24 protein-coding genes are annotated in these 23,663 nt (G+C 67.2%); 11 read left to right on the forward strand and 13 right to left on the reverse strand.

Annotated features, from left to right (window positions below):
• Positions 1-17: 17 nt before the first annotated feature.
• The 3 genes from M1248_RS06020 to M1248_RS06030 form a co-directional block, all read right to left on the reverse strand.
• Positions 18-1,190, reverse strand: a complete 1,173-nt coding sequence (locus M1248_RS06020; protein WP_410506629.1) for an LCP family protein — start codon at positions 1,188-1,190, stop codon at positions 18-20.
• A gap of 92 nt (positions 1,191-1,282) precedes the next feature.
• Positions 1,283-2,053 (reverse strand): CPBP family intramembrane glutamic endopeptidase, encoded by a 771-nt coding sequence (locus tag M1248_RS06025; RefSeq protein ID WP_163733049.1) that lies wholly within the window; start codon positions 2,051-2,053, stop codon positions 1,283-1,285.
• 28 nt (positions 2,054-2,081) lie between these two features.
• On the reverse strand, positions 2,082-2,882 hold the full coding sequence (locus tag M1248_RS06030; RefSeq protein WP_317147824.1) for a DUF2470 domain-containing protein: 801 nt from the start codon (positions 2,880-2,882) through the stop codon (positions 2,082-2,084).
• Positions 2,883-2,993: 111 nt separating this feature from the next.
• Between M1248_RS06030 and pheA the strand changes: the two genes are divergently transcribed.
• The gene (pheA, locus tag M1248_RS06035) at positions 2,994-3,878 is read left to right on the forward strand and encodes a prephenate dehydratase (protein WP_163733054.1); all 885 of its coding nucleotides are present in this window, start codon (positions 2,994-2,996) and stop codon (positions 3,876-3,878) included.
• Complete coding sequence (locus M1248_RS06040; RefSeq protein WP_163733059.1) at positions 3,875-4,561, forward strand: histidine phosphatase family protein; 687 nt, start codon at positions 3,875-3,877, stop codon at positions 4,559-4,561. The genes pheA and M1248_RS06040 overlap by 4 nt, the downstream gene beginning before the upstream one ends.
• Before the next feature lie 5 nt (positions 4,562-4,566).
• Here the strand turns inward: M1248_RS06040 and M1248_RS06045 are convergent, their stop codons facing one another.
• The 3 genes from M1248_RS06045 to M1248_RS06055 are packed head-to-tail and all read right to left on the reverse strand — an operon-like array spanning position 4,567 to position 6,612.
• Positions 4,567-4,761, reverse strand: a complete 195-nt coding sequence (locus M1248_RS06045; protein WP_163733061.1) for a hypothetical protein — start codon at positions 4,759-4,761, stop codon at positions 4,567-4,569.
• Positions 4,762-4,820: 59 nt separating this feature from the next.
• On the reverse strand, positions 4,821-5,174 hold the full coding sequence (locus M1248_RS06050; RefSeq protein ID WP_163733063.1) for a metallopeptidase family protein: 354 nt from the start codon (positions 5,172-5,174) through the stop codon (positions 4,821-4,823).
• A 4-nt stretch (positions 5,175-5,178) separates the two neighbouring features.
• Positions 5,179-6,612, reverse strand: a complete 1,434-nt coding sequence (locus M1248_RS06055) for a septum formation family protein (RefSeq protein ID WP_317147825.1) — start codon at positions 6,610-6,612, stop codon at positions 5,179-5,181.
• A 115-nt stretch (positions 6,613-6,727) separates the two neighbouring features.
• Between M1248_RS06055 and serS the strand changes: the two genes are divergently transcribed.
• Positions 6,728-7,987 carry a serine--tRNA ligase gene (gene serS, locus M1248_RS06060; RefSeq protein WP_317147826.1) on the forward strand — a complete coding sequence of 420 codons (1,260 nt, stop codon included), beginning with the start codon at positions 6,728-6,730 and terminating at the stop codon, positions 7,985-7,987.
• On the opposite strand, the gene M1248_RS06065 is transcribed toward serS, so the two are convergent.
• From M1248_RS06065 to M1248_RS06075, 3 genes are read right to left on the reverse strand one after another with little or no spacing between them, the layout of a single operon-like run.
• Positions 7,984-8,619, reverse strand: coding sequence for a TetR/AcrR family transcriptional regulator (locus M1248_RS06065; RefSeq protein ID WP_197905586.1), 636 nt, complete (start codon positions 8,617-8,619; stop codon positions 7,984-7,986). The two genes, serS and M1248_RS06065, sit on opposite strands and share 4 nt — an antisense overlap.
• A 3-nt stretch (positions 8,620-8,622) precedes the next feature.
• On the reverse strand, positions 8,623-9,696 hold the full coding sequence (locus tag M1248_RS06070) for a dihydrodipicolinate reductase (protein ID WP_163733074.1): 1,074 nt from the start codon (positions 9,694-9,696) through the stop codon (positions 8,623-8,625).
• 13 nt (positions 9,697-9,709) lie between these two features.
• A complete protein-coding gene (locus tag M1248_RS06075; RefSeq protein ID WP_410506623.1) occupies positions 9,710-10,585 on the reverse strand; it encodes an SDR family NAD(P)-dependent oxidoreductase in 876 nt (291 codons plus the stop codon).
• An 87-nt stretch (positions 10,586-10,672) separates the two neighbouring features.
• On the opposite strand from M1248_RS06075, the gene M1248_RS06080 reads away from it, so the two are divergent.
• Positions 10,673-11,794: a dihydrodipicolinate reductase gene (locus M1248_RS06080; protein WP_317147827.1), complete on the forward strand. Its 1,122-nt coding sequence runs from the start codon at positions 10,673-10,675 to the stop codon at positions 11,792-11,794.
• Here M1248_RS06080 and M1248_RS06085 read toward each other — a convergent pair.
• Both M1248_RS06085 and M1248_RS06090 read right to left on the reverse strand, forming a co-directional pair.
• Positions 11,791-12,126 carry a hypothetical protein gene (locus tag M1248_RS06085; protein WP_163733084.1) on the reverse strand — a complete coding sequence of 112 codons (336 nt, stop codon included), beginning with the start codon at positions 12,124-12,126 and terminating at the stop codon, positions 11,791-11,793. The genes M1248_RS06080 and M1248_RS06085 overlap by 4 nt on opposite strands.
• Positions 12,123-13,685 carry an MBL fold metallo-hydrolase gene (locus M1248_RS06090; protein WP_317147828.1) on the reverse strand — a complete coding sequence of 521 codons (1,563 nt, stop codon included), beginning with the start codon at positions 13,683-13,685 and terminating at the stop codon, positions 12,123-12,125. The genes M1248_RS06085 and M1248_RS06090 overlap by 4 nt, the downstream gene beginning before the upstream one ends.
• 110 nt (positions 13,686-13,795) lie before the next feature.
• Here M1248_RS06090 and M1248_RS06095 point away from each other — a divergent pair, with 110 nt between their 5' ends.
• The 3 genes from M1248_RS06095 to M1248_RS06105 are packed head-to-tail and all read left to right on the forward strand — an operon-like array spanning position 13,796 to position 16,156.
• Positions 13,796-14,581, forward strand: coding sequence for a 1-acyl-sn-glycerol-3-phosphate acyltransferase (locus M1248_RS06095; RefSeq protein WP_317147829.1), 786 nt, complete (start codon positions 13,796-13,798; stop codon positions 14,579-14,581).
• Between the two features lie 4 nt (positions 14,582-14,585).
• Complete coding sequence (locus M1248_RS06100) at positions 14,586-15,338, forward strand: lysophospholipid acyltransferase family protein (RefSeq protein ID WP_317147830.1); 753 nt, start codon at positions 14,586-14,588, stop codon at positions 15,336-15,338.
• Positions 15,335-16,156 (forward strand): HAD family hydrolase, encoded by an 822-nt coding sequence (locus tag M1248_RS06105; protein WP_163733097.1) that lies wholly within the window; start codon positions 15,335-15,337, stop codon positions 16,154-16,156. The genes M1248_RS06100 and M1248_RS06105 overlap by 4 nt, the downstream gene beginning before the upstream one ends.
• Before the next feature lies 1 nt (position 16,157).
• Here the strand turns inward: M1248_RS06105 and M1248_RS06110 are convergent, their stop codons facing one another.
• A complete protein-coding gene (locus tag M1248_RS06110) occupies positions 16,158-17,759 on the reverse strand; it encodes an N-acetylmuramoyl-L-alanine amidase (protein WP_410506630.1) in 1,602 nt (533 codons plus the stop codon).
• Positions 17,760-17,925: 166 nt separating this feature from the next.
• Complete coding sequence (locus tag M1248_RS06115) at positions 17,926-18,867, reverse strand: hypothetical protein (RefSeq protein WP_163733103.1); 942 nt, start codon at positions 18,865-18,867, stop codon at positions 17,926-17,928.
• A 161-nt stretch (positions 18,868-19,028) separates the two neighbouring features.
• Here M1248_RS06115 and glf point away from each other — a divergent pair, with 161 nt between their 5' ends.
• The 4 genes from glf to M1248_RS06135 are packed head-to-tail and all read left to right on the forward strand — an operon-like array spanning position 19,029 to position 23,653.
• Positions 19,029-20,246 carry a UDP-galactopyranose mutase gene (gene glf, locus M1248_RS06120; RefSeq protein WP_317147832.1) on the forward strand — a complete coding sequence of 406 codons (1,218 nt, stop codon included), beginning with the start codon at positions 19,029-19,031 and terminating at the stop codon, positions 20,244-20,246.
• Positions 20,243-22,177, forward strand: coding sequence for a glycosyltransferase (locus M1248_RS06125; protein WP_317147833.1), 1,935 nt, complete (start codon positions 20,243-20,245; stop codon positions 22,175-22,177). The genes glf and M1248_RS06125 overlap by 4 nt, the downstream gene beginning before the upstream one ends.
• Positions 22,170-22,691, forward strand: coding sequence for a phosphatase PAP2 family protein (locus tag M1248_RS06130; protein WP_163733112.1), 522 nt, complete (start codon positions 22,170-22,172; stop codon positions 22,689-22,691). The genes M1248_RS06125 and M1248_RS06130 overlap by 8 nt, the downstream gene beginning before the upstream one ends.
• Positions 22,691-23,653 (forward strand): decaprenyl-phosphate phosphoribosyltransferase, encoded by a 963-nt coding sequence (locus M1248_RS06135; RefSeq protein WP_410506624.1) that lies wholly within the window; start codon positions 22,691-22,693, stop codon positions 23,651-23,653. Before M1248_RS06130 ends, M1248_RS06135 begins: the two co-directional genes overlap by 1 nt.
• Positions 23,654-23,663: the final 10 nt, after the last annotated feature.

Raw genomic sequence — 23,663 nt, forward strand, 5'->3', positions numbered from 1 at the left:
GCCAAGAAGGCCGCCCGTCAGGGCTGCGCGTCGATGACCTCCGGTGGTACCGGCGCGTCGGTTTTCAGCGCGGCGAACAATTGATCGGCGACCTCGCTGTTCCACACCACGATCGATCCCGAATCGCCCTCGGTGAACTCGCCGATCGGCACCGTCGTCGTGGTGACGTCCCCCCGCAGCGCCCAACCGAGCCGCGCCAGGTCCCAGATGTGGTCCTCCTGGCCGACGGTGACCGCCCCCGATGCGGCGTGGGCCATCGGATACCAGCGCAGCGGGTTCAGCCACACCGCGGGACTGGCGGCGCGGTGCAGCAGGGCGGACATGAACTCGCGCTGATTCACCATGCGGTCCAGATCTGCGCGCGGCGTGGCGCGCGTACGGACATAGCCGAGCGCGGTGCGGCCGTCGAGCTCCTGACAGCCCGCGGGCAGGTTGATCCCCGCCAGCGGATCGTCGATCGGCTCGGCGGGACACATGGTCACCCCGCCCACCGCGTCGACCATGACGGCGAACCCGTCGAAACCGATCTCGGCGTAGTGGTCCAAGCGGAGCCCGGTGGCCTGTTCCACGGTCTGCGCCAGCAGGGGCGCCCCGCCTTCCAGGAATGCCGCGTTGATCTTGTCGCTGCCGTAGCCGGGGATGTCCACGTACGAGTCGCGCGGGATCGAAACCATCGTGGTCGGCGTGCTCGATCCGAGACCGGGGATGTGGACCAGCAGAATCGTGTCGGTGCGGCCGCCGCCGAGATCGCCGCCGGTGGCCAACTCTGCCTGTTGTTCGGGTGTCAGCGCCTGTCGACTGTCCGACCCCACGAGTAGCCATGTCGTACCTGATCCCGCCGTGGGTCGGTCCGGGTAGTCGGCCAGTGCCGGGGTGCGGTGCAGCGACGAGTCGATCCAGACCCCACCGCCCACGACCGCGACGACGAACAGCAGCAGAAGAACAAGCAGCATCCGGCCCCAATGACGTTTGCGCCGAGGCTTTTTCGGTGCCGGCGGCGACGGCGGCGCAGGTGGGCGGGCCTGCGGTGCCGGCCGACGCGCCCGTGGCGGTGGTGGTGGTGGCGGCCGGTGCGGCGGAGGCCTCCGTTGCAGAGGAGGCGGCGGTGGCGGCGGGCGTCGATGTCGAGGGTCCGGCGGGGTCGGTGGCTTCGGTGGCGGCGGCGGCCGGTAGTTGGGATCGCGCCGGATCACCTGCGGCGGCTCCCGGCGTTGGTACGGGTCGAATCCCGGGGGCTGCTGCCGGTTGTCGTCCACAGCAAGAAATGTACGTCGGCCGAACCCTACTGCAGCCAGTTCAGATGGCCTGCCGCCAATGCGTATCCGACGAATGCGACCGCGTCGATCAGCGCGTGCGCGACGATCAGCGGCCACAACCGTCCGGTGCGCAGGTACACGTAGCCGAACACCAGGCCCATCGCCACGTTGCCGAGCCCGGCGCCGAAACCCTGATACAGGTGGTACAGACCGCGCAACAGGCTCGTGATGATCACCGCGGCCAGCGGGCTGATTTGCAGCTGGCGCAGTCGGGTGAGCAGGAACCCGACGACGATCACTTCCTCGGCCCAGCCGTTCGCGAACGCGACGAGCAGTAGCACGGGGATGCGCCACCAGGTGTCGTACAGCTCCGCGGGTTCCACCGAGGCGTTCATGCCCAGCACTCGTGACAGCAAGTAGAACCCCAGTCCGGGCAGCCCGATCAGCAGTGCCAGGCCGATGCCGCCAAGGAGGTCGGGACGCCACTGGATTCTGCCCAGCCCGATCTGGGCAGGACCAATACCGCTGCGCCACAACAGGTATAGGCCCAGAGCGCCCCACGCCAGCAACTGGAAAACCCACGAGAGGTTCAGTCCCAGGTCGATCAGGTCGAAAGGCGACCGGCGCGGATTGAGCGCCACTACCTGTCCGGACAGCCCGAGCAGGACCGCCTCGATCAGGTTGAGCAGGGCGGTGTACGCCGACAGTCCGAAGGTGACCGCCAATACGACGACGATCTCGATGCGCAACCCACGGCGCTGCGGGTCTGTCAGGTCGTCGGGGGCGCCGGCGGTCACCGGGTCAGGCTAGCGGCCCGGCTGCGGCTCAGAGCCGGCGCGCGCGCAAGCCGTTGAGGAACGGGCAGCCCATCAGAACGCGGAGCGCCTGGGACAGACCGCTGACGTCGTCGACCGGCTTCGCGAAGGGCAGCCGAACGTCGTGGTCGCCGTCATCGCCCTCGATGCGCAGCTGGACACCGTAGCGATCCAGGCCGAGGGGACGGACGCGTCCGCGGCGCAGCGAGCTGGGCAGTCGGCTGGCCAACCGGTCGACCACCTCGCGGTGCGCGGAGTCCATGTGCTGCAGCCAGCATGACTCCATCGCGCAGAACGGGTCGGGACGTGCACCCAGCAGCGCGCTCAACCCGACGGATTCGGCCCCGGTGGAGTCGGCGGCGACAACGGAGTCGATCTCGAGCCGCATCAACGCGTAGCGGGTGTCCTTCTCGGAGTCGGCGGGTCCCGAGTTCACCTGGAGTAAGGCGGGATTCGGATCCTCGGCGGCGATGAGGTCGAGCAGCGCGGAGACCTCGCCGGAGGGGACGTCGTGCAGGCGGCCGCGGATCCACACCAGCGACCGCACCGGTTCGCGCAGCGGTAGCGGGGCGTAGTCGGTCATCTCCAGCACCGCCTGAACACCGGCCGCACCCGCCGAAACCACCATGTGAGCGACGGCGCCGTCGACCGGAACGGTGATGGCGAACGAACCGTCGTCGAGCAGGTGGTGCACCGGAGATTCGGCGGGTTCCAGCCCTTCGACCGCCAGCATCGCCCCGCCGGCCCGTGCGAACGCGCTGCGGATGCGCTCGGCCGTCGTCGGTGTGGCTTTGGTCTCCAGCTCTGTCATGGCCAACCTCTCGTAGATAAGGTGAGCCTAACTTAACTAAGCCTCGTCTGGTCGCGCAAGGCTTACGTGCAGCGGAACGGGATTACCGAGGGGAACCGATAGGGTTGGACCGTGACCCGTATCGCGTATCTCGGACCCGAAGGGACCTTCACCGAGGCGGCCTTGCGCGGCATGGTCGGGGCTCACCTGGTTCCGTTGACCGAGTTCGAATGGTTTCCGACGAGCAGCCCGGCGGCCGCGCTGGAGATGGTGCGATCCGCAGACGCCGCCTTCGCGTGCGTGCCGATCGAGAACTCGATCGACGGCTCCGTGCTCCCGACACTGGACAGTCTGGCGACCGGTTCGCCACTGCAGATCTTCGCCGAATACACCCTCGACATCGCATTCACGATCGCGGCGCGCAGCGGAGTGGCCGACCCCGCCACGATCGCCGCGTTTCCGGTGGCGCGCGCCCAGGTCGCGAAGTGGGTCGCGAAGAACTATCCCGACGCTGAATTCCAGGCGGCGAACTCCAACGCCGCGGCGGCCGTCGACGTCGCCGAAGGACGCGCCGATGCCGCCGTCACCACCGCGCTCGCCGCGCAACGCCACGGTCTGGACGTGCTCGCCTCCGGCGTCATCGACGAACCGAACGCCCGCACCCGATTCGTGCTGGCAGGACCGGTCGGCCCACCACCGCGGCGGACCAACGCCGACCGCACATCGGTGGTGCTCCGGCTCGCGAACGTTCCCGGGGCACTCGCGTCGGCGCTCGGGGAGTTCGCCGTCCGCGACATCGACCTGACCCGCATCGAATCACGGCCGACCCGAACCGAACTGGGTACCTACATCTTCTTCCTCGACTGCGTCGGTCACGTCGATGATGCGCCGGTCGCCGAGGCACTCAAGGCGCTGGTCGAACGTTGTGTGGATGTGCGATATCTCGGTTCGTGGCCGATGGGCCCGGCCACCCGGACGCCGGTGCGGGAGGACCAAGAGCGGGAGGGCGAAGGGTGAGTGGACGGCTGGTGCTGGTCCGGCACGGACAGTCACACGCCAACGTCGAGCGTCGGCTCGACACCAGGCCGCCGGGGGCGGAACTGACCGATCTCGGTCGCGACCAGGCCCGGACATTCGCGCGCGGACTCCCCGACAAACCCGGCCTCGTCGCGCATTCGATCGCGGTGCGGGCCTCGCAGACCGCGCGTGAAATCGCCGACGAACTCGGCGTGGACACCCACGAGCTGGAGGGGATCCACGAGGTTCAGGTGGGTCACCTCGAAGATCGTCACGACGACGCGGCCATCGAGGAGTTCAACAACATCTACAAGCGATGGCACGAGGGCCATGTCGACCTGCCGCTGCCCGCCGGGGAGACGGCCAGCCAGGTGCTCGAGCGCTACCTGCCGGTCGTCACCCAGTTGCGCATCCGCTACCTCGACGACGACTCGTTCTCCGGCGACATCGTCGTGGTCAGCCACGGCGCCGCGATCCGGCTGGCCTCGGCCGTGCTGGCCGGCGTGGACAGCAGCTTCGTCCTCGACCACCATCTGGGCAATACGGAGGCGGTGGTGCTGGCGCCGATCACCGATGGACGCTGGAGCTGTGTGCAGTGGGGGACGATACTGCCGCCGTTCTATCCCGAGCCCGACGTCGATCCCGTTCAGGACGCGCTCGAGTCGGCCGACCCGATGGGCTGACAGCCTCAGATCGCCGTCGCGATGGAGGCGTCGCGGCCGCACGTGCAGCCGACCGCCTCGCAGTCGATCGCGAAACCGTGCACCACTTCAGGAGTTCGGCAGTCCGGCTCGGTGCATTCGGTACGGGCCAGTGCGTGGTGGATGACGGTGCCATGGCAGTGCTCGACCCCCGCCACACAGGCACGGCATCGGCTGCTCATGTGCCCAGTTTCTCGCGCGAGTGCACGCATGTGCTCCAACAGCGCGGCGTGTCGGCGGGCTAACCCCAGCCGAGTTCGTGCAGGCGGTCGTCGTCGATGCCGAAGTGGTGCGCGATCTCGTGGATGACGGTGATGGCCACCTCGTCGACGACCTCCGCCTCGGTGTCGCAGAAGTCCAGCAGCGCGCCGCGGTAGATCGTGATGGTGTCCGGCAGCGATCCCGCGGCATACCAACTGTCCCGCTCGGTCAGCGCGACCCCCTCGTAGAGCCCCAACAGGTCGGGTTCGTCGGCGTTGCGGTCCTCGACGAGGACGACGACGTTGTCGATCGCCTTCGTCAGCTCTTGGGGGATCAGGTCGAGCGCGTCGGAGACCAGCTCGTCAAACCGTTGCGGGCTCATCCGCACGGTCACGCGGCTACGGCACCGGCGCTGGTGGCGGAGGAGGCACCGCCGGTGGCGGTGGTGCCGGCGCGGGCGCCGGGGGTGGTGGCGGCGGTGGCGGCGCACCCGGTGGCGGTGGCGGTGGCGGCGCGCCCGGTGGTGGGGGCGGCGGCGGTGGCGCACCCGGTGGTGGGGGCGGTGCGTTGAGGAAGGTGTTGCCCGGTGCGGCCGGGTCTGTGGTCGGCTCAGGAGTTTCGGTGGCCTGCGCGGAGCCCGGCATGTGCTGGGTCTGGTTGCCGTAGTCGGAGTCGTCGGTGGTCGACGAGGACGACGAGGACGAGGACGAGGACGACGAGGACGAGGAGGACGAGGAGGACGACTCCTCGGGCTCGTCGGGCATGGGGATCGGCGGGAAGTTCAGCCGCTCCTCGGGGATGTCCGGCGGCGGCACCGGCGGCTGACCGTTGATCATCAACGGGCCCTTGGCACTGTTGAGAAGCGTTGACCAGCCGCCGTTTCCGAGGGTCGCCCCGATACTGCACGAGACCTGGCGGCTGCCCGCCGACCACGTCGGCAGCGAGATCGTGCTGTAGATGAGGGTCAGGGTGGTGCTGCGAAGTTGGATGGGCGCCAGGTAGGCGTCGGTCATCCGGGTGCACGCGTCCTTGATGAAGCTGTCCTGCTCGGACTCGGGGGGCAGGCCGGCGGGGAACTTCTCGGCCAGGTTCACCGCGCCGGTGACCTCCATCGCGTGCGGCGCTGCGCAGTCGATCGGAATGTCGGTGGGCTGATTGGTCGACGGGTCGATGCCCAGGCACGTGCCCGCGGGCCACACCTTGGATTGGTCGATGTCGGCGACCTTGCCCTTGAACGCTAACTGTTGGTTGTTGGGGCCGGGCAGCTGCATCCCGCAAAGCATTCGCCGCTCGCCGGACTGCTTCCACGCCTTGTCGCCGGACCACAGCATGCTGATGGTGAAGCGGCTGTTCGGGTCGAAGTCGGTGCCCAGGTAGTGCTTGACCGCGGCCGAGCACTGTTCCTGGCTGATCTGCTGGATCCGTGCGGTCGACGGCGGGGCCGCGTCGGGCCCGTACTCGCTGCCGGGGAACGTCCGCATGTCCACCGATTCGGCGACCTCGAAGCGGTGCTCGTCCTTGCAGTCGACGATCTCCGCGGCATCGGGCGTGCGGTCGGGCCAGTTGAGGCAGTCGCCGGCCTTCGCGTGCTTGAAGGTGTCGTTGCCGCGGGGGCCCAGTGAAATGGTGCTGGCCGTCAGGCCCGAGCTTTCGGTCTGCGGAATCGCGGTGATCAAACCGGCGATGAGCAGGCCGCCGAGCGCGGTCAGCAGCAGTGCGCGGCGGGTCGAGGCCGCCTGCAGGCTGCGCCACCAAGGCGCCCGCGACGAGGGTCGGCCTGCCTCGTCGTCGTGCGGGTATTCCAGGGTGGGTGCGTCAGACATCTGCTCCATTGTGACAGGCGTGTCGGGCCCTGTGACAAGTGATGCAGTTGTAACGTTACGAGGTTGTGGCTGGGGCACCGACCTCGGCTGTTGCCCACCGGTCGCCAAAAGTAGTGTTGCGCCCGTGATCGACCTCAAACTGCTGCGCGACAACCCGGACGTGGTGCGCGCATCGCAACGCGCCCGCGGAGAAGATCCTGGCCTCGTCGATGCCCTCCTCGACGCCGATGCCGCGCGGCGCTCCGCGGTGTCGTCCGGCGACAATCTGCGCGCCGAGCAGAAGACGGCCAGTAAGAAGGTCGGCAAGGCCTCGCCGGACGAGCGGCCCGCGCTGCTGGCGGCGGCCAAGGAACTGGCCGACAAAGTCAAGGCCGCCGAAGCCGAGCAGAGCCAGGCCGAAGCGGCGTTCACCGCGGCGCACATGGCCATCGCGAACGTGATCATCGACGGTGTCCCCGCCGGTGGTGAGGACGACTTCGTGGTGCTGGACACCGTCGGCGAACCCCGCGCCATCGACAACCCGAAGGACCACGTCGAGCTCGGCGAATCGCTGGGGCTCATCGACCTCGAGCGCGGGGCGAAAGTCTCCGGCGCGCGGTTCTACTTCCTGACCGGTGCGGGAGCTCTGCTCCAGCTCGGCCTGTTGCAGCTGGCCGCGCGACTGGCCCAGGACAACGGTTTCACGCTGATGATCCCGCCGGTACTGGTGCGCCCGGAGATCATGGCGGGCACCGGTTTTCTCGGTGCGCACGCCGAGGAGGTCTACCACCTGGAGTCCGACGATCTGTACCTCGTCGGTACCTCCGAGGTGGCCTTGGCCGGCTATCACTCCGACGAGATCCTCGACCTGTCCGACGGTCCGCTGCGCTATGCCGGGTGGTCGTCGTGCTTTCGTCGCGAGGCGGGTAGTCACGGTAAGGACACCCGCGGCATCATCCGGGTGCACCAGTTCGACAAGGTCGAGGGCTTCATCTACTGCAAGCCCGACGAGGCCGAGGCCGAACACCAGCGGCTGCTCGGCTGGGAGCGCGAGATGCTGGCGAAGATCGATGTCCCGTATCGCGTAATCGATATCGCCGCAGGGGATTTGGGCTCATCGGCCGCGCGTAAGTTCGACTGCGAGGCGTGGGTCCCGACGCAGCAGACGTACCGAGAGCTGACCTCGACGTCGAACTGCACGACGTTCCAGGCGCGACGTCTTTCGGTGCGCTATCGCGACGAGAACGGCAAGCCCCAGACCGCTGCCACCCTCAACGGCACGCTGGCCACGACACGGTGGCTGGTGGCCATCCTGGAGAATCACCAGCAGCCCGACGGAAGCGTGCGGGTGCCAGAAGCTTTGGTGCCCTTCGTCGGAACCGAAGTGCTCGAGCCCAAGTCCTAGCGTTCCAAACTGTGCGTGAGGACGTAGGCGGTCAGTACGTCGACCAGGGCGCGCCGGTCCCTGGACGTGTCCAGTGGTTGTGACGAAATAATCTGTGCCACAACAATTCCGCGCAGGCACGCCCAGATGTGGTTGCCGATTTCCTTCGCGTGCTTCGGATCCAGGCCCTCGCCGAGGTGCCTGCCGAGTTCGGTGAGCTGACGCATCGTGTCCGCCAGCCGCATGTTGACCGCATCGCTTCTGCCCGAACGCGTGGCGATCAGGATCTCGATGGCCGCCATCGACGTCGGGCTCGAGAACGCCGACCATGCCGCGTCGACGACCACCTGGGTGCGTTGTTCGATAGCGAGCTCCGCGGTCGTGGCGGGTACTGCGGCGAGAATTTCGGTGAGCTGACGGAAACCCTCGTCGACGACCGCGATGAGAAGTCCGTTCAGATCGCCGAAGTGGTACTGCACCACTCCCCACGTCACCCCGGCGCGCTCGGTTATGCGACGGACGCTGGGGGCGGCGAAGCCCTCGTCGAGGATGTAGCGGACGGTCTCGTCGATCACCATCTGCCGGGTCCGCTCGGCGCGCAGCTGGTTACCCCCTGGGGGACGCCGCGGTTGGACTGCACCTGCCATGGACAGACTTCACCACATGACACCGCGGATGTGATCCAGCGGCCGGAAGTCGTGAGCGGCGAGGATTCCGGCGGGTGCCCTGCACACCGCTTCGATGGCGTTGATCGGTCGCGCCGCGGTGGCGATCACGCCGCCCTGGTTGTGGTCAGTGCCGCCGAGGCCGACATGGGTGTTGATCTCGACACCGGGGTCGCCTTCCACGACAACGCGATGCACTCCCGGGCGACCGTCCGGCGGGACGGCCCAGTGCGGGGCGGCGACTTCGGTCAACCGGTTCACGTGTTCCATGGTGATGACGACCTTGCCGTCCCGAACGCCTTCGACACCGAAGCGCACCGCGGCGACCTTGCCGACCTCGACGTCCATCATCGTGCACGAGATCGGTTCGGGCGTAACCCATTTCTCGTGCCGCTCGCGCACCTCGTCGAGCTCCACACCGAGATCCGCGGCCAGGCTGCGCACCTGGATACCCCACATCGACGCGAGCACGCCCGGCATGAAGAGGATCGGTTGGTGCTCGGGGTCGGTACCGAAACCGAAGGTGACGCCGGTGAACTCGGCGTCGTCGTAGGTGGCGTAGTCGCAGATCTCCTGAACCGTGATCGAGTCGGCGCGACCGGCCAGGCTCAGCGCCGTGTACACGAGCGTATCGCCGGAGAAACCGGGATCGATGCCATTGATGTACAGCGTCGAATTACCCTGCCGGCAGGCTTCTTCGAGAGGTTTCCGTAGCCATTCGTCGGTGAACTCCGGCGCGACCAGCCAGACGAACGACGATCCGACGACGTTGGTTCCCGCGCGCAGGAAGCGCGCGATGTCGTCCATCGCCTCCGCCGGGCGGGTCTCGGCCTGCGACGTGTAGACCACGCAATCGGCGCCGAGCGCCAACAGTGCGTCGATGTCGTCGGTGGCCATCACACCGGTCGGTTCGGCGCGCCCGCACAACTCCGCCGCGTCCCGGCCGATCTTGTCGGGGCTAGCCGCGTGCAGGCCCACCAACTCGAGGTCCGGACGTTCAATGATCGTGCGCAGTGCATGTATGCCGACATTGCCGGTGGAGAACTGGATGATGCGCCGCGTCATTTCGCTGTGTCCTTCAGAGCAGATCGGTGATGGTCTTGAGCCCTGCGTCGTACAGCACGCCGGGCAGCATTCCGCCGTCGATCTCGATCGTGGTTCCGTTGACGAAATCGGCTGTGCCGGAGGCGAGGAAGACGCAGGTGCGTCCGACCTCGGCCGGCTCGCCGCCGCGGCGCATCGGGACGTTGACGAAATACTTGGCCCCGGTGGGATCGTCCTTGGGCAGAACGAACGACCGGAAGTTCTCGGTGATCGTCGGGCCGAGGGCGACGCAGTTGACCCGGACCGCGGGACCCCACTCCTGGGCTAGTGAGCGGGTCATCTGGTTCAGCCCCGCCTTCGCGGCCCCGTAGGACACCAGGGTCGGCGAACCGGCGGGATGGCCGGCTCCGCTGGAGACGTTGATGATGCAGCCGGTTCCGTCCTGGGTCTTCATCTGTCGGTACGCGCGAATCGCGAACCACAGCGGGCTGATGAGATTCATCTGAACGGCGAACGCGTGAAAGAGAGCGCTCCGCTCGTAGTCGTCGTCGCTGGCCGGGGCGCCTTGGATACGCGACACCAACGCCGGAACCTCGTCGACCGACGGCGACGGTACGGTGCCACCCGCGTTGTTGACCAGGATGTCCAGCCGGCCGAAGCGATCGACGACGCGCTGAACGAATGCGTCGATCGCCGTGTAATCGGCTTGGTCACAGACCATTTGGTCGGATCGCGCCGCCCAGTCGGGGTTGTCTTCCGTACCAGGCATCGCGTCGAGTGCCGACCGCGAGCAGCCGACCACCGTCGCCCCGGCCCGCAGCAGCTCGTGTGCGATGCCGACGCCGACGCCGCGGCTGGTGCCGGTGACGATGGCCACCTTGCCTCTCAGTACGCCATCGAGTTCGCCCACCTTCGTCTCCATTCCCGCGGAGTTCGACCCCGGAAAGACATTACAGATGTAATGTTTTTGCGCAAGGGCGAGTCGAGGGAGAAACCAATGGCGCAGCCATCGGACAAGAGGTACCGCGTCGCGGTGTGGGCCACCGGCGGGGTCGGGCGCTACGCGATCCGGACGATCATGGACCGGCCCAACCTCGAACTCGCCGGTGCGTGGGTGCATTCGGAGGCCAAGGACGGCCAGGATGTCGGGGTGCTGGCGGGCATCGATCCGGTCGGCGTCACGGCCACTCGTGACGCGGATGCGCTGCTGGCCTCGGGCGTGGATTGCGTGATGTACGCGGCGCCCGCCGGCCCGCGACCGGCTGAGGCGCTCGCCGACTTCTGCCGCGTCCTGTCGTCGGGCACCAACGTCGTCACCACGTCGCTGCCCGGTCTCGTCTACGAAAAGGGTTCGCTCTCAAAGCGCTTTCTCGACCCGATCCGCGAGGCGACGGCCGCCGGTCGCAGCTCGATCTTCTCGTCGGGCATCGAACCCGGCTTCGGTTGCGACCTCTTCCCGATCGCGCTGATGACGATGTCGCACAAGGTGTATGCGGTACGCGGTATCGAGATCACGAACTACTCGGAGTATCCCGTCGAGTGGGACGTCCGCGAGTTGTTCGGGTTCGGTCAGCCGCTCGACTATCAGGGCGGTTTGAAGCAGCCGGGGGTCCTGAGGTGGGGTTGGGGCGCGGCGATCACAATGGTCGCCGACGCACTCGGTGTCGAGTTCGACGAGATCCGTGAGACGTGTGAATTCCTTCCGACCCCGCGCGATCTGCATACTGCGTGCGGTCTCATCCCGGCGGGCACAGTCGGCGCCACGTACGCCAAGTGCATCGGGGTCGTCGACGGCGAGGAGGTCGTGAGCCTCGAGCATGTCGACCGGATGGCCGACGATCTGGCCCCGGACTGGCCGACGGGTCGAACCGGAGCCACCGACGGTATCTGGCGGGTGCTGATCGACGGTGAGCCGTCGTTCGACGGGGAGTTCGAAGTGGGTCACCGCGACGGCGAAAGCGCAAGCGATCACGGACTACTCGCCACCGGCATGCGCGCGGTCAACGCGATTCCCTGGGTGTGCGAGGCCGCGCCCGGCATTGTCGACGCGCTGCACCTGCCCCTCACCTCGGCGATCGGTGCATTGCATCCGCATCGCGACGGCGTGCCAGCGTTCTAGCGCTCCAGCAGTTCGTCGAGCTTGGCCAGGAACTCCGTCGGCCGCTGCGGCGTGAACGCCGGGTTGGTGCGCGCACCGGCGACATCGAGGGTGATGAGCGTGGATTTGATCGGTCGCCAGACGTCCAGCGGCAGCCACCGACTCAGGCTCGAACTGCCCCACAGCCGGAACCGCTCGTTGAGGAAGCTCAGTGATTCGGCCTTGTACCCGCGAACATCGCGCAGCAGGATGATCTTCGAGGTGCCCGACGGGAAGTGGTAGCGGCGCAGGGTGATCGCCTCGCGGTCCAGCTGGATGAGGCCGTCGTCGTAGTACTGGCGCGGCCCTGTCACGACTGCGCTCCCTCGCGGGCCGAGCGCAGTTCGTGTCCCTTGGTCGTCAAGCATCGGCCGTTCTCGAGGTTCCACTGCCAACCGTGCAGGTTGCACGTCAATGTGGAGCCCTCGACCACGCCGAACTTCGACAGGTCGGCCTTCAAATGTGGACAACGTCGTTGAATCTCCCATCCGTCCAACGTGATCGACGCTGTGTCGTCGTGCGCCTCGGCGAACCAGCCGTCGGCATAGGCGATGCGTTCGTCGGTCAGGCACTTGAAGAACGTGTAGAGGTACTCGTTGTAGCCGCCGACCCGCCACGCCGTGAACCTGGTGGACAGGAAAATGGTGTTGACCCAGTCGGGCTCGTTGTCCCGCAATACCGTACGTACGAGTTCCGGCGCGATGGCGAAGCCGTACCGGAACTTCTCGTCTGGAATAGCCTCGCGCACAGCACGTTTGGGGAAATCGATCACCACCGTCTCGGGGCCGAGCCGCAGTTCCACCGGATAGCCGATGCCGTCGCAGATCTGGTCGCTCTGCAGCATGATCGGCTCGAAGAGCGCGCGCAGCGGCTCGAGCAAGGGTTCGCCGGCCGCGGGGGCCCAGGTGGCCTTCTCCGCGGCCAGCACCGGTGCCATCCGTTCGGCGAAGTCGGCGATGTAGGCCGCCTTACCGGTGGTGAAGATGGCCAGCACCTCGTCTTCGGGCAGCGGGTGGACAAGCGAATTCATCTGTGCGCCAGTGAAATCCGCTTTCGTCCCGGGCATCATCAGCAGACCGCCGTCGTGGCCGTTGGCTCGCATCTGGTCCAGGAACACCACCTGGTCGGGAAAGATGTTGGCGGGGTCGCCATGGTCGTCGTTGAGGTCACGCAGCGCGGGGTCGAGGAAGCACGGCGGGCCTGCAGACGGGATCACCCACGTCGCCCCGACCTGTGCGATGTATTGGCGGCACCGGTCCATCTGCCGCTGCCGCTTCTGGGTGCCGAACGCCTCCTTGGCGCGGGCGGGCATGTCGTAGACCATCGGGTACCAGATGGCCCCGGAGTACTGCAGCATGTGGACGTCGACGGCGCCGAAGTCGGCGTGCACCACGTCGAGGTCCACCGGTCGGGCGTCGTTCATGTTGAAGCAGACCGTCTCGCCGTCGTCGAGCACCAGGCCAGAGTCTCCGATGGGACCGTCCGCAGGTGCGCGCAGCGAGATGATCATCACGTCGAGGTCGCCCTTGGGGCCGCTGACCCGGTGCTTGACCGAATCCGTCGTTTCGAAGAACCGGTGGAATCCGAGCTTTTCCAGTTCGCGGCGCAGGTCCGGCACGGGGAAGTCGGGCAGCAGGACCACGGCGTCCTTGTTGACGTGGGCGCTCAGGTTCTTCGCGTCGAAGTGGTCGGCGTGCAGATGCGACACGTACAGGTAATCGCAGTCACCGAGGGCACCCCAGTCCAGCTGGCTGTTGTCGGGGAACGGGAACCATGACGCGAAGTACGCCGGGTTGACCCACGGATCACACAAGACGCTTCCGGCGTTCGTATCTATCCGGAAGCCTGCATGTCCAACGCTGGTGACCTGCACTAATACCCTTTCTGACTACCGCATGTGCGGCATCAAGACTAGCCGGACGCAAACGGGTGCCGCAGATACGCGGGTTCGGTGAGACGCGTTACGCGACTAGGCTGCCGTATGTGGAGCCGGTTTACGGAACAGTCATCCAACTCGCCAGGATGCTCTGGCGCTTTCAGGGTCTGACGTTCACCGTCACCGGCGTCGAGCACCTGCCGGCCGAAGGCGGCGCGGTCATCGCCATCAACCACACCGGCTATCTGGACTTCACGTTCGCCGGCCTGCCCGCCTACCGGCAGAAGCGCGGCCGCAAGGTGCGGTTCATGGCGAAGAAGGAAGTCTTCGACAACAAGATCACCGGCCCGATCATGCGCAGCCTGCGCCACATCGAGGTGGACCGTGACAGCGGCGCCGCGTCCTTCGACGAGGCGTGCCGCAAGCTCAAGGAAGGCGAGTTGGTCGGCGTCTACCCGGAGGCCACGATTAGCCGCAGCTTCGAGATCAAAGAGTTCAAGTCCGGCGCGGCGCGCATGGCGATCGCCGCCGACGTGCCGATCGTCCCGCACATCGTCTGGGGCGCACAGCGCATCTGGACCAAGGGACACCCCAAGAACATGCGACGTCCCAAGGTGCCGATCGCCGTGGCGGTGGGGGAGCCGATCTATCCGACGCTGCCGCCTGCCGAACTGACCGCGCTGCTGCATTCGCGGATGCAACATCTGCTCGCACGGGTCCAGGACGACTACGGGCCGTACCCACCGGGTGAGTTCTGGGTTCCGCACCGCCTCGGTGGCGGAGCGCCGACGCTGGCCGAGGCGAACCGGATGGACGCCGAGGAGGCTGTCCAGAAGACGCAGGCGAAGGCGGCCCGTCGCGCACAGGGGGGCCCTACGGGAGCGCCGGAGTAGCGCGATGGAGCCGGTTTTCCGCATGCTCGAGATCGCCTGCTCAGCGGGCGTCGCGGTTTCCGGGAGCCGCATCACCTACCGCGGACTCGAGAACTACCCCAAGCACGGCGGTGCGGTTGTCGCCATCAACCACACCAGCTATATCGACTGGATGCCCGCCGCGCTGTCCGCCTACCAGGTGCGGCGCCGGCTGCGCTTCATGATCAAGTCGGAGATGCAGGAGGTGAAGGTCGTCAACTTCCTGATCAAGCACTCGGGCACCATCCCTGTCGACCGCAAGGCCGGCGCCGGTGCTTACGCGGTCGCCGTCGAGCAGCTGCGGGCCGGCGAGCTCGTCGCCGTCTACCCGGAGGCCACCATCAGCCGCAGCTTCGAGCTGAAGGACTTCAAGAGCGGGGCTGCGCGCATGGCGGTGGAGGCTCAGGTACCGATCGTTCCGCTCATCGTCTGGGGTGCGCAGCGACGCTGGACGAAAGGCCATCCGCGCAAGCTGGGCCGCGCCAAGATTCCGATGACCGTCGAGGTCGGTACGCCGATACCACCGGCGGAGACGATCGAGCTGACCGACACCGCGATGCGCAACGCGATGACCGACCTCCTCCACCAGGTGCAGGAATCCTACGAACACCCGCCCGGGGCCTACTGGGTGCCGCGGCGGCTGGGCGGCTCGGCTCCCACGATGGCCGAAGCGAAGGCGTTGGACGAGGCCGAATTGGCCGAGCGCGCTCGTAAGCAGGCTGAGCGGCAGTCTCGGTGACCCTGCCCCGCCTGGTTGCCTCCGATGTGGACGGCACGCTGCTCACCGATGACGACGTCGACGCCATCTCCGACCGCACTCGCGCCGCGGTCCTGGCGGCCGTGGACTCAGGAACCCAGTTCGTGCTCGCGACGGGACGTCCGCCGCGCTGGATCTCACCGGTCGTCGATGCCCTGGGTTTTGCGCCGATGGCGGTGTGCGCCAACGGTGCGGTGATCTATGACCCGTCGACGGATCGCATCGTATCGGCGCGCACCCTGTCCGCTGACCTGCTCGGCGAGCTCGCCGAGATCGCGACGCGAGTCATTCCCGGCGCCGGCCTGGCCGTCGAGCGGGTGGGCCGCAGTGCACACGACGCCGCCACCCCGCAGTTCGTCAGCTCGCCGGGTTACGAGCACGCGTGGCTGAACCCCGACAACACCGAGGTGTCGATCGACGACCTGCTGAGTGCGCCCGCGATCAAGCTGCTGATCCGCAAGGTGGGGGTGCGCAGTGCGGACATGGCCGAGGAGTTGGCGAAACATGTTGGTCTGCAAGGCGATATCACCTATTCGACCAACAACGGTCTGATCGAGATCATGCCGCTGGGTATCAGCAAGGCGACCGGAATCGCCGAGGTGGCAGAACCATTGGGCATCACGGCCGAAGAGGTGGTCACTTTCGGTGATATGCCCAACGATGTGCCGATGCTGGCATGGGCCGGGCTCGGGGTCGCGATGGGCAACGCGCATCCGGAGGCCCTCGCGGCGGCCGACGAGGTCACCGCGACGAACGCCGACGACGGGGTGGCGCGGGTGCTCGAGCGCTGGTGGTGGTGACTCAGGCGGGGCTGATGGGCGGCGTGAACCGCTCCAGCTGAATCGGAGTCTTGGCGGTATCGGCCTTGGGCAGTTCGGTGGGTACGCCGTCGATGACGCGGGTGACGGTTCCGTTCTGGCGGTCGAAGTTCAGCGTGCCGTGCTGGAAGTTCTGCACGATCCACTGCGGCTCGTGGATTTCGCCGCTCGTCGGCAGGCCCAGGGCGCCGCGCTCGAAGCCGAGTGAGCCCCACGCCTTGTAGATCTCGCCGGTGACCGGTTCGGCTCCGCTGGTCGGCGACCAGTAGATCGCGCCGCGCTCGAAGTTCGCGTACCGCGTCGGGCCCTCACCCGACGCCTCCGGTGACCGCGGTGCGCCGAGTGCACCGTTCGGGCCGCCCGTCGACTCCCAGCGCATGAAGATCGCACCGCCGCGCAGCGTGTCCGCGAGATCGGCCGGACCCGGGGGCCTGTTGAATCGTGCTGCGATGTCCCGGATCTGGCCCATCGCGGCATACGCAGCATTGCCCGGGCATTCGGTGATGCCGACATCGCGGTGGGTGAAGATCGTGGGCAGCCTCGGGGTGGCGCCGAACGGGAACTTGGAGAACGAGCCGCCGGCAGAGGCGAGTATCACCGTGCCCTTGGGGTCGAGGTGATCGAGTCCGAGGCGCCATCCGAGCAGTCGGCCCGTGTTCTCCAACTGAACCTGTGTCGGCGCCGCCTGGTCGAAGTTGCCCAGCATCGCCACACCCCAGGTGTCGCGGTTGAAACCACCGGTGTGGGCGCCCTCGACGGGCTTGTCGATGCCGCCCGCGCGGCCTTCGAAGACCTGGCCGTACTTGTCGACCATCGCGTTGTAGGCGATGTCGCACCAGCCCAGCGTGCGGGTGTGGTACTCGTAGATCGACCGGATGATGCCGGCCGAATCCGCTGGCGCGTAGTCGTTACTGCCTGCGGTGTGGTGGACGATTCCGGCTCGGATCCCTCTGTCGTACACAGGGTTTCCGCATCGCATTCCCTCGTCGGCGCCCCACCCCGCGCGGTTGATGATCTGTGGCGGCGATCCCGGCGCCGTGACCGCCGAGGGCCGCGGCAACGTATCCACCGGCGCCTCCGGTGGGCTGATCAGCACCGCGTTGATGTTCTGGGGCAACGGCTGCTCGACGTTGGCAGGCACGTAGCCCAGCTCGGGCCGATTGTCGGCGGGCTTGGGCGGCTTCGGCGCCTGCGCAGGCCGGGTGACCGCGATCTGCACTGTCGTCGTGCGGCCGACGAAGACCGGTTCGGTGCCGTCGGGGGCGCCCGGCGCCGGGGTGTCGGGTCCGAGGCCCTCCATGGCTTCCGCCTCGTACCAGGGGCCCCAGCTGCCGTCGGGCTTCTTGGCGCGGATCCGGGCCGACGTGCCGGCCAGGTCGCCCTTCTTTTCCGCGGTCAGCGCGACCAGTGAGAAGGGGGTGGCCTGGTGGATCTCGCGAATCGTCTCCCCGCCGCCGAGACCGGTCAGCGGCTGCTGGGCGAGCTGTGGGGCACGGGCTTGCGGGTCGTCATCGCCGACACCGGGGATGCCGTAGATCGCCATCGGAAGGACGACTGCCGTCGCCGCAACGGCGGTGAACAGCATCGACGGCAGCGGGCGGCGATACAGCACGGACTGATGTTACGTATGTGTCAGTTGTTACCAATGATTCGACACGCGCCGGCGGGTACCAAATCTGGCGCCGAATCCACACGCAACGGCACCGCAGAGCCCGGGGGAAGGCTTCTGCGGTGCCGTTCGGTGACAGGTCTTAAGCGCCGGCGCCCGTCGAGGCTCCTGCCGCTGCGGCCGGGGCGGCCGGAGCCGCGGCCGCGGGGGCCGCACCTGCGACTGCCGGGGCACCCGCAGGCTTGACCGCCGACATGATCGCGGGCATCACCATGCCCTTGAGTAGGTCGATCGCCTGACCGGCGCCGAGCTGGTTGGCCATGCTCGACAGGTCGCCGATGATGCCGCTGCTGCCGCCGCCGGTGCTCGCCGGCATGGTCGCCAGCGACGGGTCGCCCAGGATCGGGTACATGCCCGCGCCGGGATCCAGCCCGATCGGCGCCGAGATCGGCACCTCGCCGGGGGCGGGCAGGGCGCTGGTCGCGAGCGGTGCCAGCGCCGGATCGGTGAGCGACGCGGCGGGCGTGGTCAGGCCGCCGGCGTCAGCCGTGGGACTGGTCAGACCCGGGCTGGACAGCGACGGGCTTGTCAGTGCGGGGTTGGCCAGCGCCGGATCGGTCAACGACGGACCGGTCGCGGTGAGACCGGGGACGGTCGCGCTCGGGACATCAAGACCGGGTGTGGTCAGTCCCGGCGTGGTCAACCCCGGCGTGGTCAGCCCTGGCGTGGTCAGGCCCGGCGAGGTCAGGCCCGGCGTGGTGAGGCCGGGGGTGGTGAGCGCAGGCGAGGTCAGGCCCGGTGAGGTCAGCGTCGTCGGCGTGCTCGCGCCGGTACCCGTCAGCACACCCGTGGGCATGGGCGGCAGGTTGATGCCGAACTGCGAGAGACCCTGTGACAGCGCCGACATCAGTTCGTTGGGCAGGTCGGTGATCGTCGCGGCCTGGACGAACTCGCGCTTCTGGGGCTGCGGATCGATGCTCGCGGACAATTCGGATACGGCGACTACAGCGGCTGGACTCGCGACTGCCAGGGCGGCGACTGCGCTCATGGCTGTCGAGAGCCTGCGTCGACGTCGGTTCGGCACGGAAGTCTCCTCAATATATGGACTACGTCTGGCTATGTGTTCGTACGCGTTCGACGGTACTGGTGTGACTAATGAGACTGAAGTGACGATACGGAATTGTGAGCCAATCTTGACCTGAGCACTCTGTCGCAATTCGGGCGCACGGCGGCCGTCGGATACCCTTGCTGCCGATGACAGCTCGTTTCGATCTCCTTGTCGTCGGTTCCGGATTCTTCGGCCTGACGGTCGCCGAGCGCGTGGCATCGCAGCTGAACAAGCGTGTCCTGGTGCTCGAGCGCCGACCGCACATCGGCGGCAATGCCTACTCGGAAGCCGAACCGCAGACCGGCATCGAGATCCACAAGTACGGCGCGCACCTTTTCCACACCTCGAACCAACGGGTGTGGGACTACGTGCGCCAGTTCACCGACTTCACCGGCTATCAGCACCGCGTCTTCGCGATGCACAACGGGCAGGCCTACCAGTTCCCGATGGGGTTGGGTCTGGTGTCGCAGTTCTTCGGCAAGTACTTCACGCCGGATGAGGCACGGCAGCTGATCTCCGAGCAGGCCGCCGAGATCGAGACCGACGACGCGCAGAACCTCGAAGAGAAGGCCATCTCGCTGATCGGTCGCCCGCTCTACGAGGCCTTCGTGAAGGGCTACACCGCCAAGCAGTGGCAGACCGACCCCAGGGAACTGCCCGCGGCCAACATCACCCGGCTGCCGGTGCGCTACACGTTCGACAACCGCTACTTCAACGACACCTTCGAGGGCCTTCCTGTCGAGGGCTACACCGCGTGGCTGGAGAACATGGCCGCCGACGACCGGATCGAGGTGCGGCTGAACACCGACTGGTTCGACGTGCGCGACGAACTGCGTGCCGCGAACCCCGACGCACCGGTTGTCTATACCGGCCCACTGGACCGGTACTTCGACTATGTGGAAGGCCGGCTGGGTTGGCGCACACTCGATTTCGAACTCGAGGTACTGAGCGACTGCGGGGATTTCCAAGGCACCCCCGTCATGAACTACAACGACCTGGACGTGCCATACACCCGGATCCACGAGTTCCGGCACTTCCATCCCGAGCGGAAGTATCCGGACGACAAGACCGTGATCATGCGGGAGTTTTCGCGCTTCGCCGATGACGACGACGAGCCGTACTACCCGATCAACACCGAGACCGATCGCTCCCTGCTCGCGGCCTACCGGGCGCGGGCCAAGGCCGAGACGGCCTCGGCCAAGGTGCTGTTCGGCGGACGCCTGGGCACCTATCAGTACCTCGACATGCACATGGCGATCGCCAGCGCATTGAATATGTATGACAACACGCTCGCGCCGCACCTGCGTGACGGCGCGCCGCTTGCCGAACCTGGCACAGAAAGCAGTAGCGCATGAGTGACATCCCGTCCGGCGCGCTAGACGCCGGAGACACCAAGGCGGTCAGCCTGTTGGCGCGCGTCATCCTGCCGCGTCCCGGTGAACCGCTCGACGTCCGCAAGCTCTACCTCGACGAGTCGGACACCAACGCCCGTCGCGCCCATGCGCAGACGCGCACCACGCTGGAGATCGGCGCGGAATCCGAGGTGTCCTTCGCGACGTACTTCAACGCCTTCCCGGCCAGCTATTGGCGGCGCTGGTCGACGCTGGAGTCGGTGGTGTTGCGCGTCGAGCTCACCGGCAGCGGGCGCGTCGACGTCTACCGCTCCAAGGCGACCGGCGCCAGGATCACCGTCGGCGGTGAACCGATCGCCAGCGGTGACTCCGGCAGTCCGGCGGTCGTCGAGTTCGAGATCGACCTGTCACCGTTCGAGGACGGCGGGTGGATCTGGTTCGACATCACCACCGACACGAACTCCACGCTGCACGGTGCGGGCTGGTACGCACCGGACGTCGCACCGGGACGCGCCAACGTCGCAGTGGGAATCCCGACCTTCAACCGCCCGGTGGACTGCGTCAACGCGCTGACCGCGCTGACGTCGGATCCGTTGGTGGACAAGGTGATCAGCGCGGTGATCGTGTCCGACCAGGGCACCAGCAAGGTCAAGGACCACCCGGGGTTCGAGGCGGCCGCCGCCGCACTGGGCAACCGGCTCTCGGTGCACAACCAGCCCAACCTCGGAGGCTCCGGCGGCTACAGCCGGGTGATGTACGAGGCGCTGAAGAACACCGACTGCGAACAGATCCTGTTCATGGACGACGACATCCGCGTCGAGCCGGATTCGATCCTGCGGGCCCTCGCGCTGAACCGGTTCGCCAAGACACCGACGCTGGTCGGCGGCCAGATGCTCAACCTGCAGGAGCCGAGCCATCTGCACGTGATGGGCGAGATGGTCGATGCCGAGAACTTCATGTGGACCAACGCGGTCAACACCGAGTACGACCACAACTTCGCGAAGTACGCGCTGAGCGACGAAGAGGAATACCGCAGCCGACTGCTGCACCGCCGCATCGACGTCGACTACAACGGCTGGTGGATGTGCATGATCCCGCGGCAGGTCGCCGAGGAACTCGGCCAGCCGCTGCCGTTGTTCATCAAGTGGGATGACGCCGACTACGGCCTGCGGGCCGGCGAGCACGGCTATCCGACCGTCACGCTGCCCGGCGCCGCGATCTGGCACATGGCGTGGAGTGACAAGGACGACGCCATCGACTGGCAGGCGTACTTCCATCTGCGCAACCGGCTCGTCGTCGCGGCCATGCACTGGGACGGCAATGTCAGCGGGCTGATCGCCAGCCACTTCAAGGCGACCATCAAACATCTGATGTGCCTTGAGTATTCGACCGTCGCCATTCAGAACAAGGCGATGGACGACTTCCTGGCCGGACCCGAGCACATCTTCTCGATCCTCGAGTCCGCGCTGCCCGAGGTGCGCGCGATGCGCCAGAAGTACCCGGACGCCGTGGTGTTGCCGAGCGCGACGTCCCTGCCGACTCCATCGGACAAGAAATGGCGCAAGAAGGTGGCGATCCCCACCAACCCGTTGTCGATCTCGTGGCGGCTGACCCGCGGGGTGCTGCACCAGCTCAAGGCGCACGACCCCGAGCACCACCGCCGTCCGCAGGTCAACGTCGCCACCCAGGACGCCCGGTGGTTCTCGCTGTGCAAGGTCGACGGCGTCACCGTCACCACCGCCGACGGCCGCGGTGTTGTCTACCGGCAACGCGATCGCGCGAAGGCCGCTGAGCTGCTTCGCGAATCGCTCAAACGGCAGGCGGAGCTCGCCCGCAAGTTCAATCGGATGCGCAGGGTATACCGCGATGCGCTGCCGGTGCTCACGAGTAAGCAGAAATGGGAGACCGTCCTGCTCCCGTCGGCCGATGGCTGAAGCCCCGCACGGCGAGGACGCCGTGTTGGTCGCCGTCCAGTCTGCGCTCGCCGATCGCCCCGGCGTGCTGACGGGCGCGCGTGCCCTGTCGCACTTCGGCGAGCACAGCATCGGGTGGCTCGCGGTCGCGGCGCTCGGCGCGCTGCTGCGGCCCGCGCGGCGAAAAGCATTCCTGACCGCCGGGGTGGGCGCGTTCGGAGCCCACGCGGCCGCCGTGGTGATCAAGCGCGTCGTGCGGCGCGAACGGCCCGACCACCCGGCGATCGCCGTCAACGTGGGCACCCCGAGCCGGCTGAGTTTCCCTTCGGCGCACGCGACGTCAACCACCGCGGCGTCGATCCTGTTGGGGCGGGCCACCGGCCTGCCCTTGCCTGCGATCCTGGTGCCGCCAATGGCGTTGTCGCGGTTGGTGCTCGGTGTGCACTACCCGAGTGACGTGCTGACCGGCGTGGCGGTCGGCGCGGCCGTCGCGAAGGCGGTCACCATGGTCACAGAGCGGGCCGAAGGAGTCTGATGAGCATCTCGAGCGAGAGCAGTGCAGAGAGCACCCCGCAGGTGAATCACGAGCCGGTGCCCGAGAAGGGCCCACCGCGCAACCTCGTCACCGGGATCATCAAGGCACTTCGGCCGCGGCAGTGGGTCAAGAACGTCCTGGTGTTCGCCGCACCGGTGGCCGCACTGGGCGATGCGCGGTACGCCTACGACTACCGCGAAGTCCTGGTTCAGGTGCTGTTGGCGTTCGTGGTCTTCAGCCTCGCCGCGTCGTGCGTGTACCTCGTGAACGACGCGAGGGACGTCGAGGCCGATCGGGCGCACCCGACGAAGCGGTTCCGCCCCATCGCCGCAGGCGTCGTTCCGGAGTGGTTGGCCTACACCCTGGCGGTCGCGCTCGGTGTCGCCTCGCTGGCGATCTCCTGGCTGGTGACGCCGAACCTGGCGCTGGTGATCGCGATCTACATCGTCATTCAGCTGGCGTACTGCTTCGGCCTCAAGCACCAGCCCGTCATCGACATCTGCATCGTCTCCTCGGGCTTCTTGATCCGTGCCATCGCCGGTGGTGTCGCCGCGGATGTGCCGCTGTCGCAATGGTTCCTGCTGATGATGGCTTTCGGCTCGCTGTTCATGGCGGCGGGCAAGCGCTACGCCGAACTCCAGCTCGCCGAACGTACCGGGGCCAAGATCCGCAAGTCGCTGGAGAGTTACACCAGTTCATACCTGCGCTTCGTGTGGACGTTGTCGGCGACGGCGCTGGTGTTGTGTTACGGCCTGTGGGCGTTCGAGCGCGACGACACCGGCGGCACGTCCTGGTTCGTGGTGTCGATGATCCCGTTCGTCATCGCGATTTTGCGGTACGCGGTCGACGTCGACGGGGGCATGGCCGGCGAGCCCGAGGAGATCGCGTTGAAGGACCGGGTTCTGCAGCTGCTGGCCCTGGCGTGGATCGGAACCATCGGTGCCGCCATCTTCCTCAGTTGACAAGGTGAGT

Origin of the sequence: Mycobacterium sp. 29Ha (assembly GCF_032883055.1) — a bacterium.
Classification (GTDB): Bacteria; Actinomycetota; Actinomycetes; order Mycobacteriales; family Mycobacteriaceae; genus Mycobacterium; species Mycobacterium gallinarum.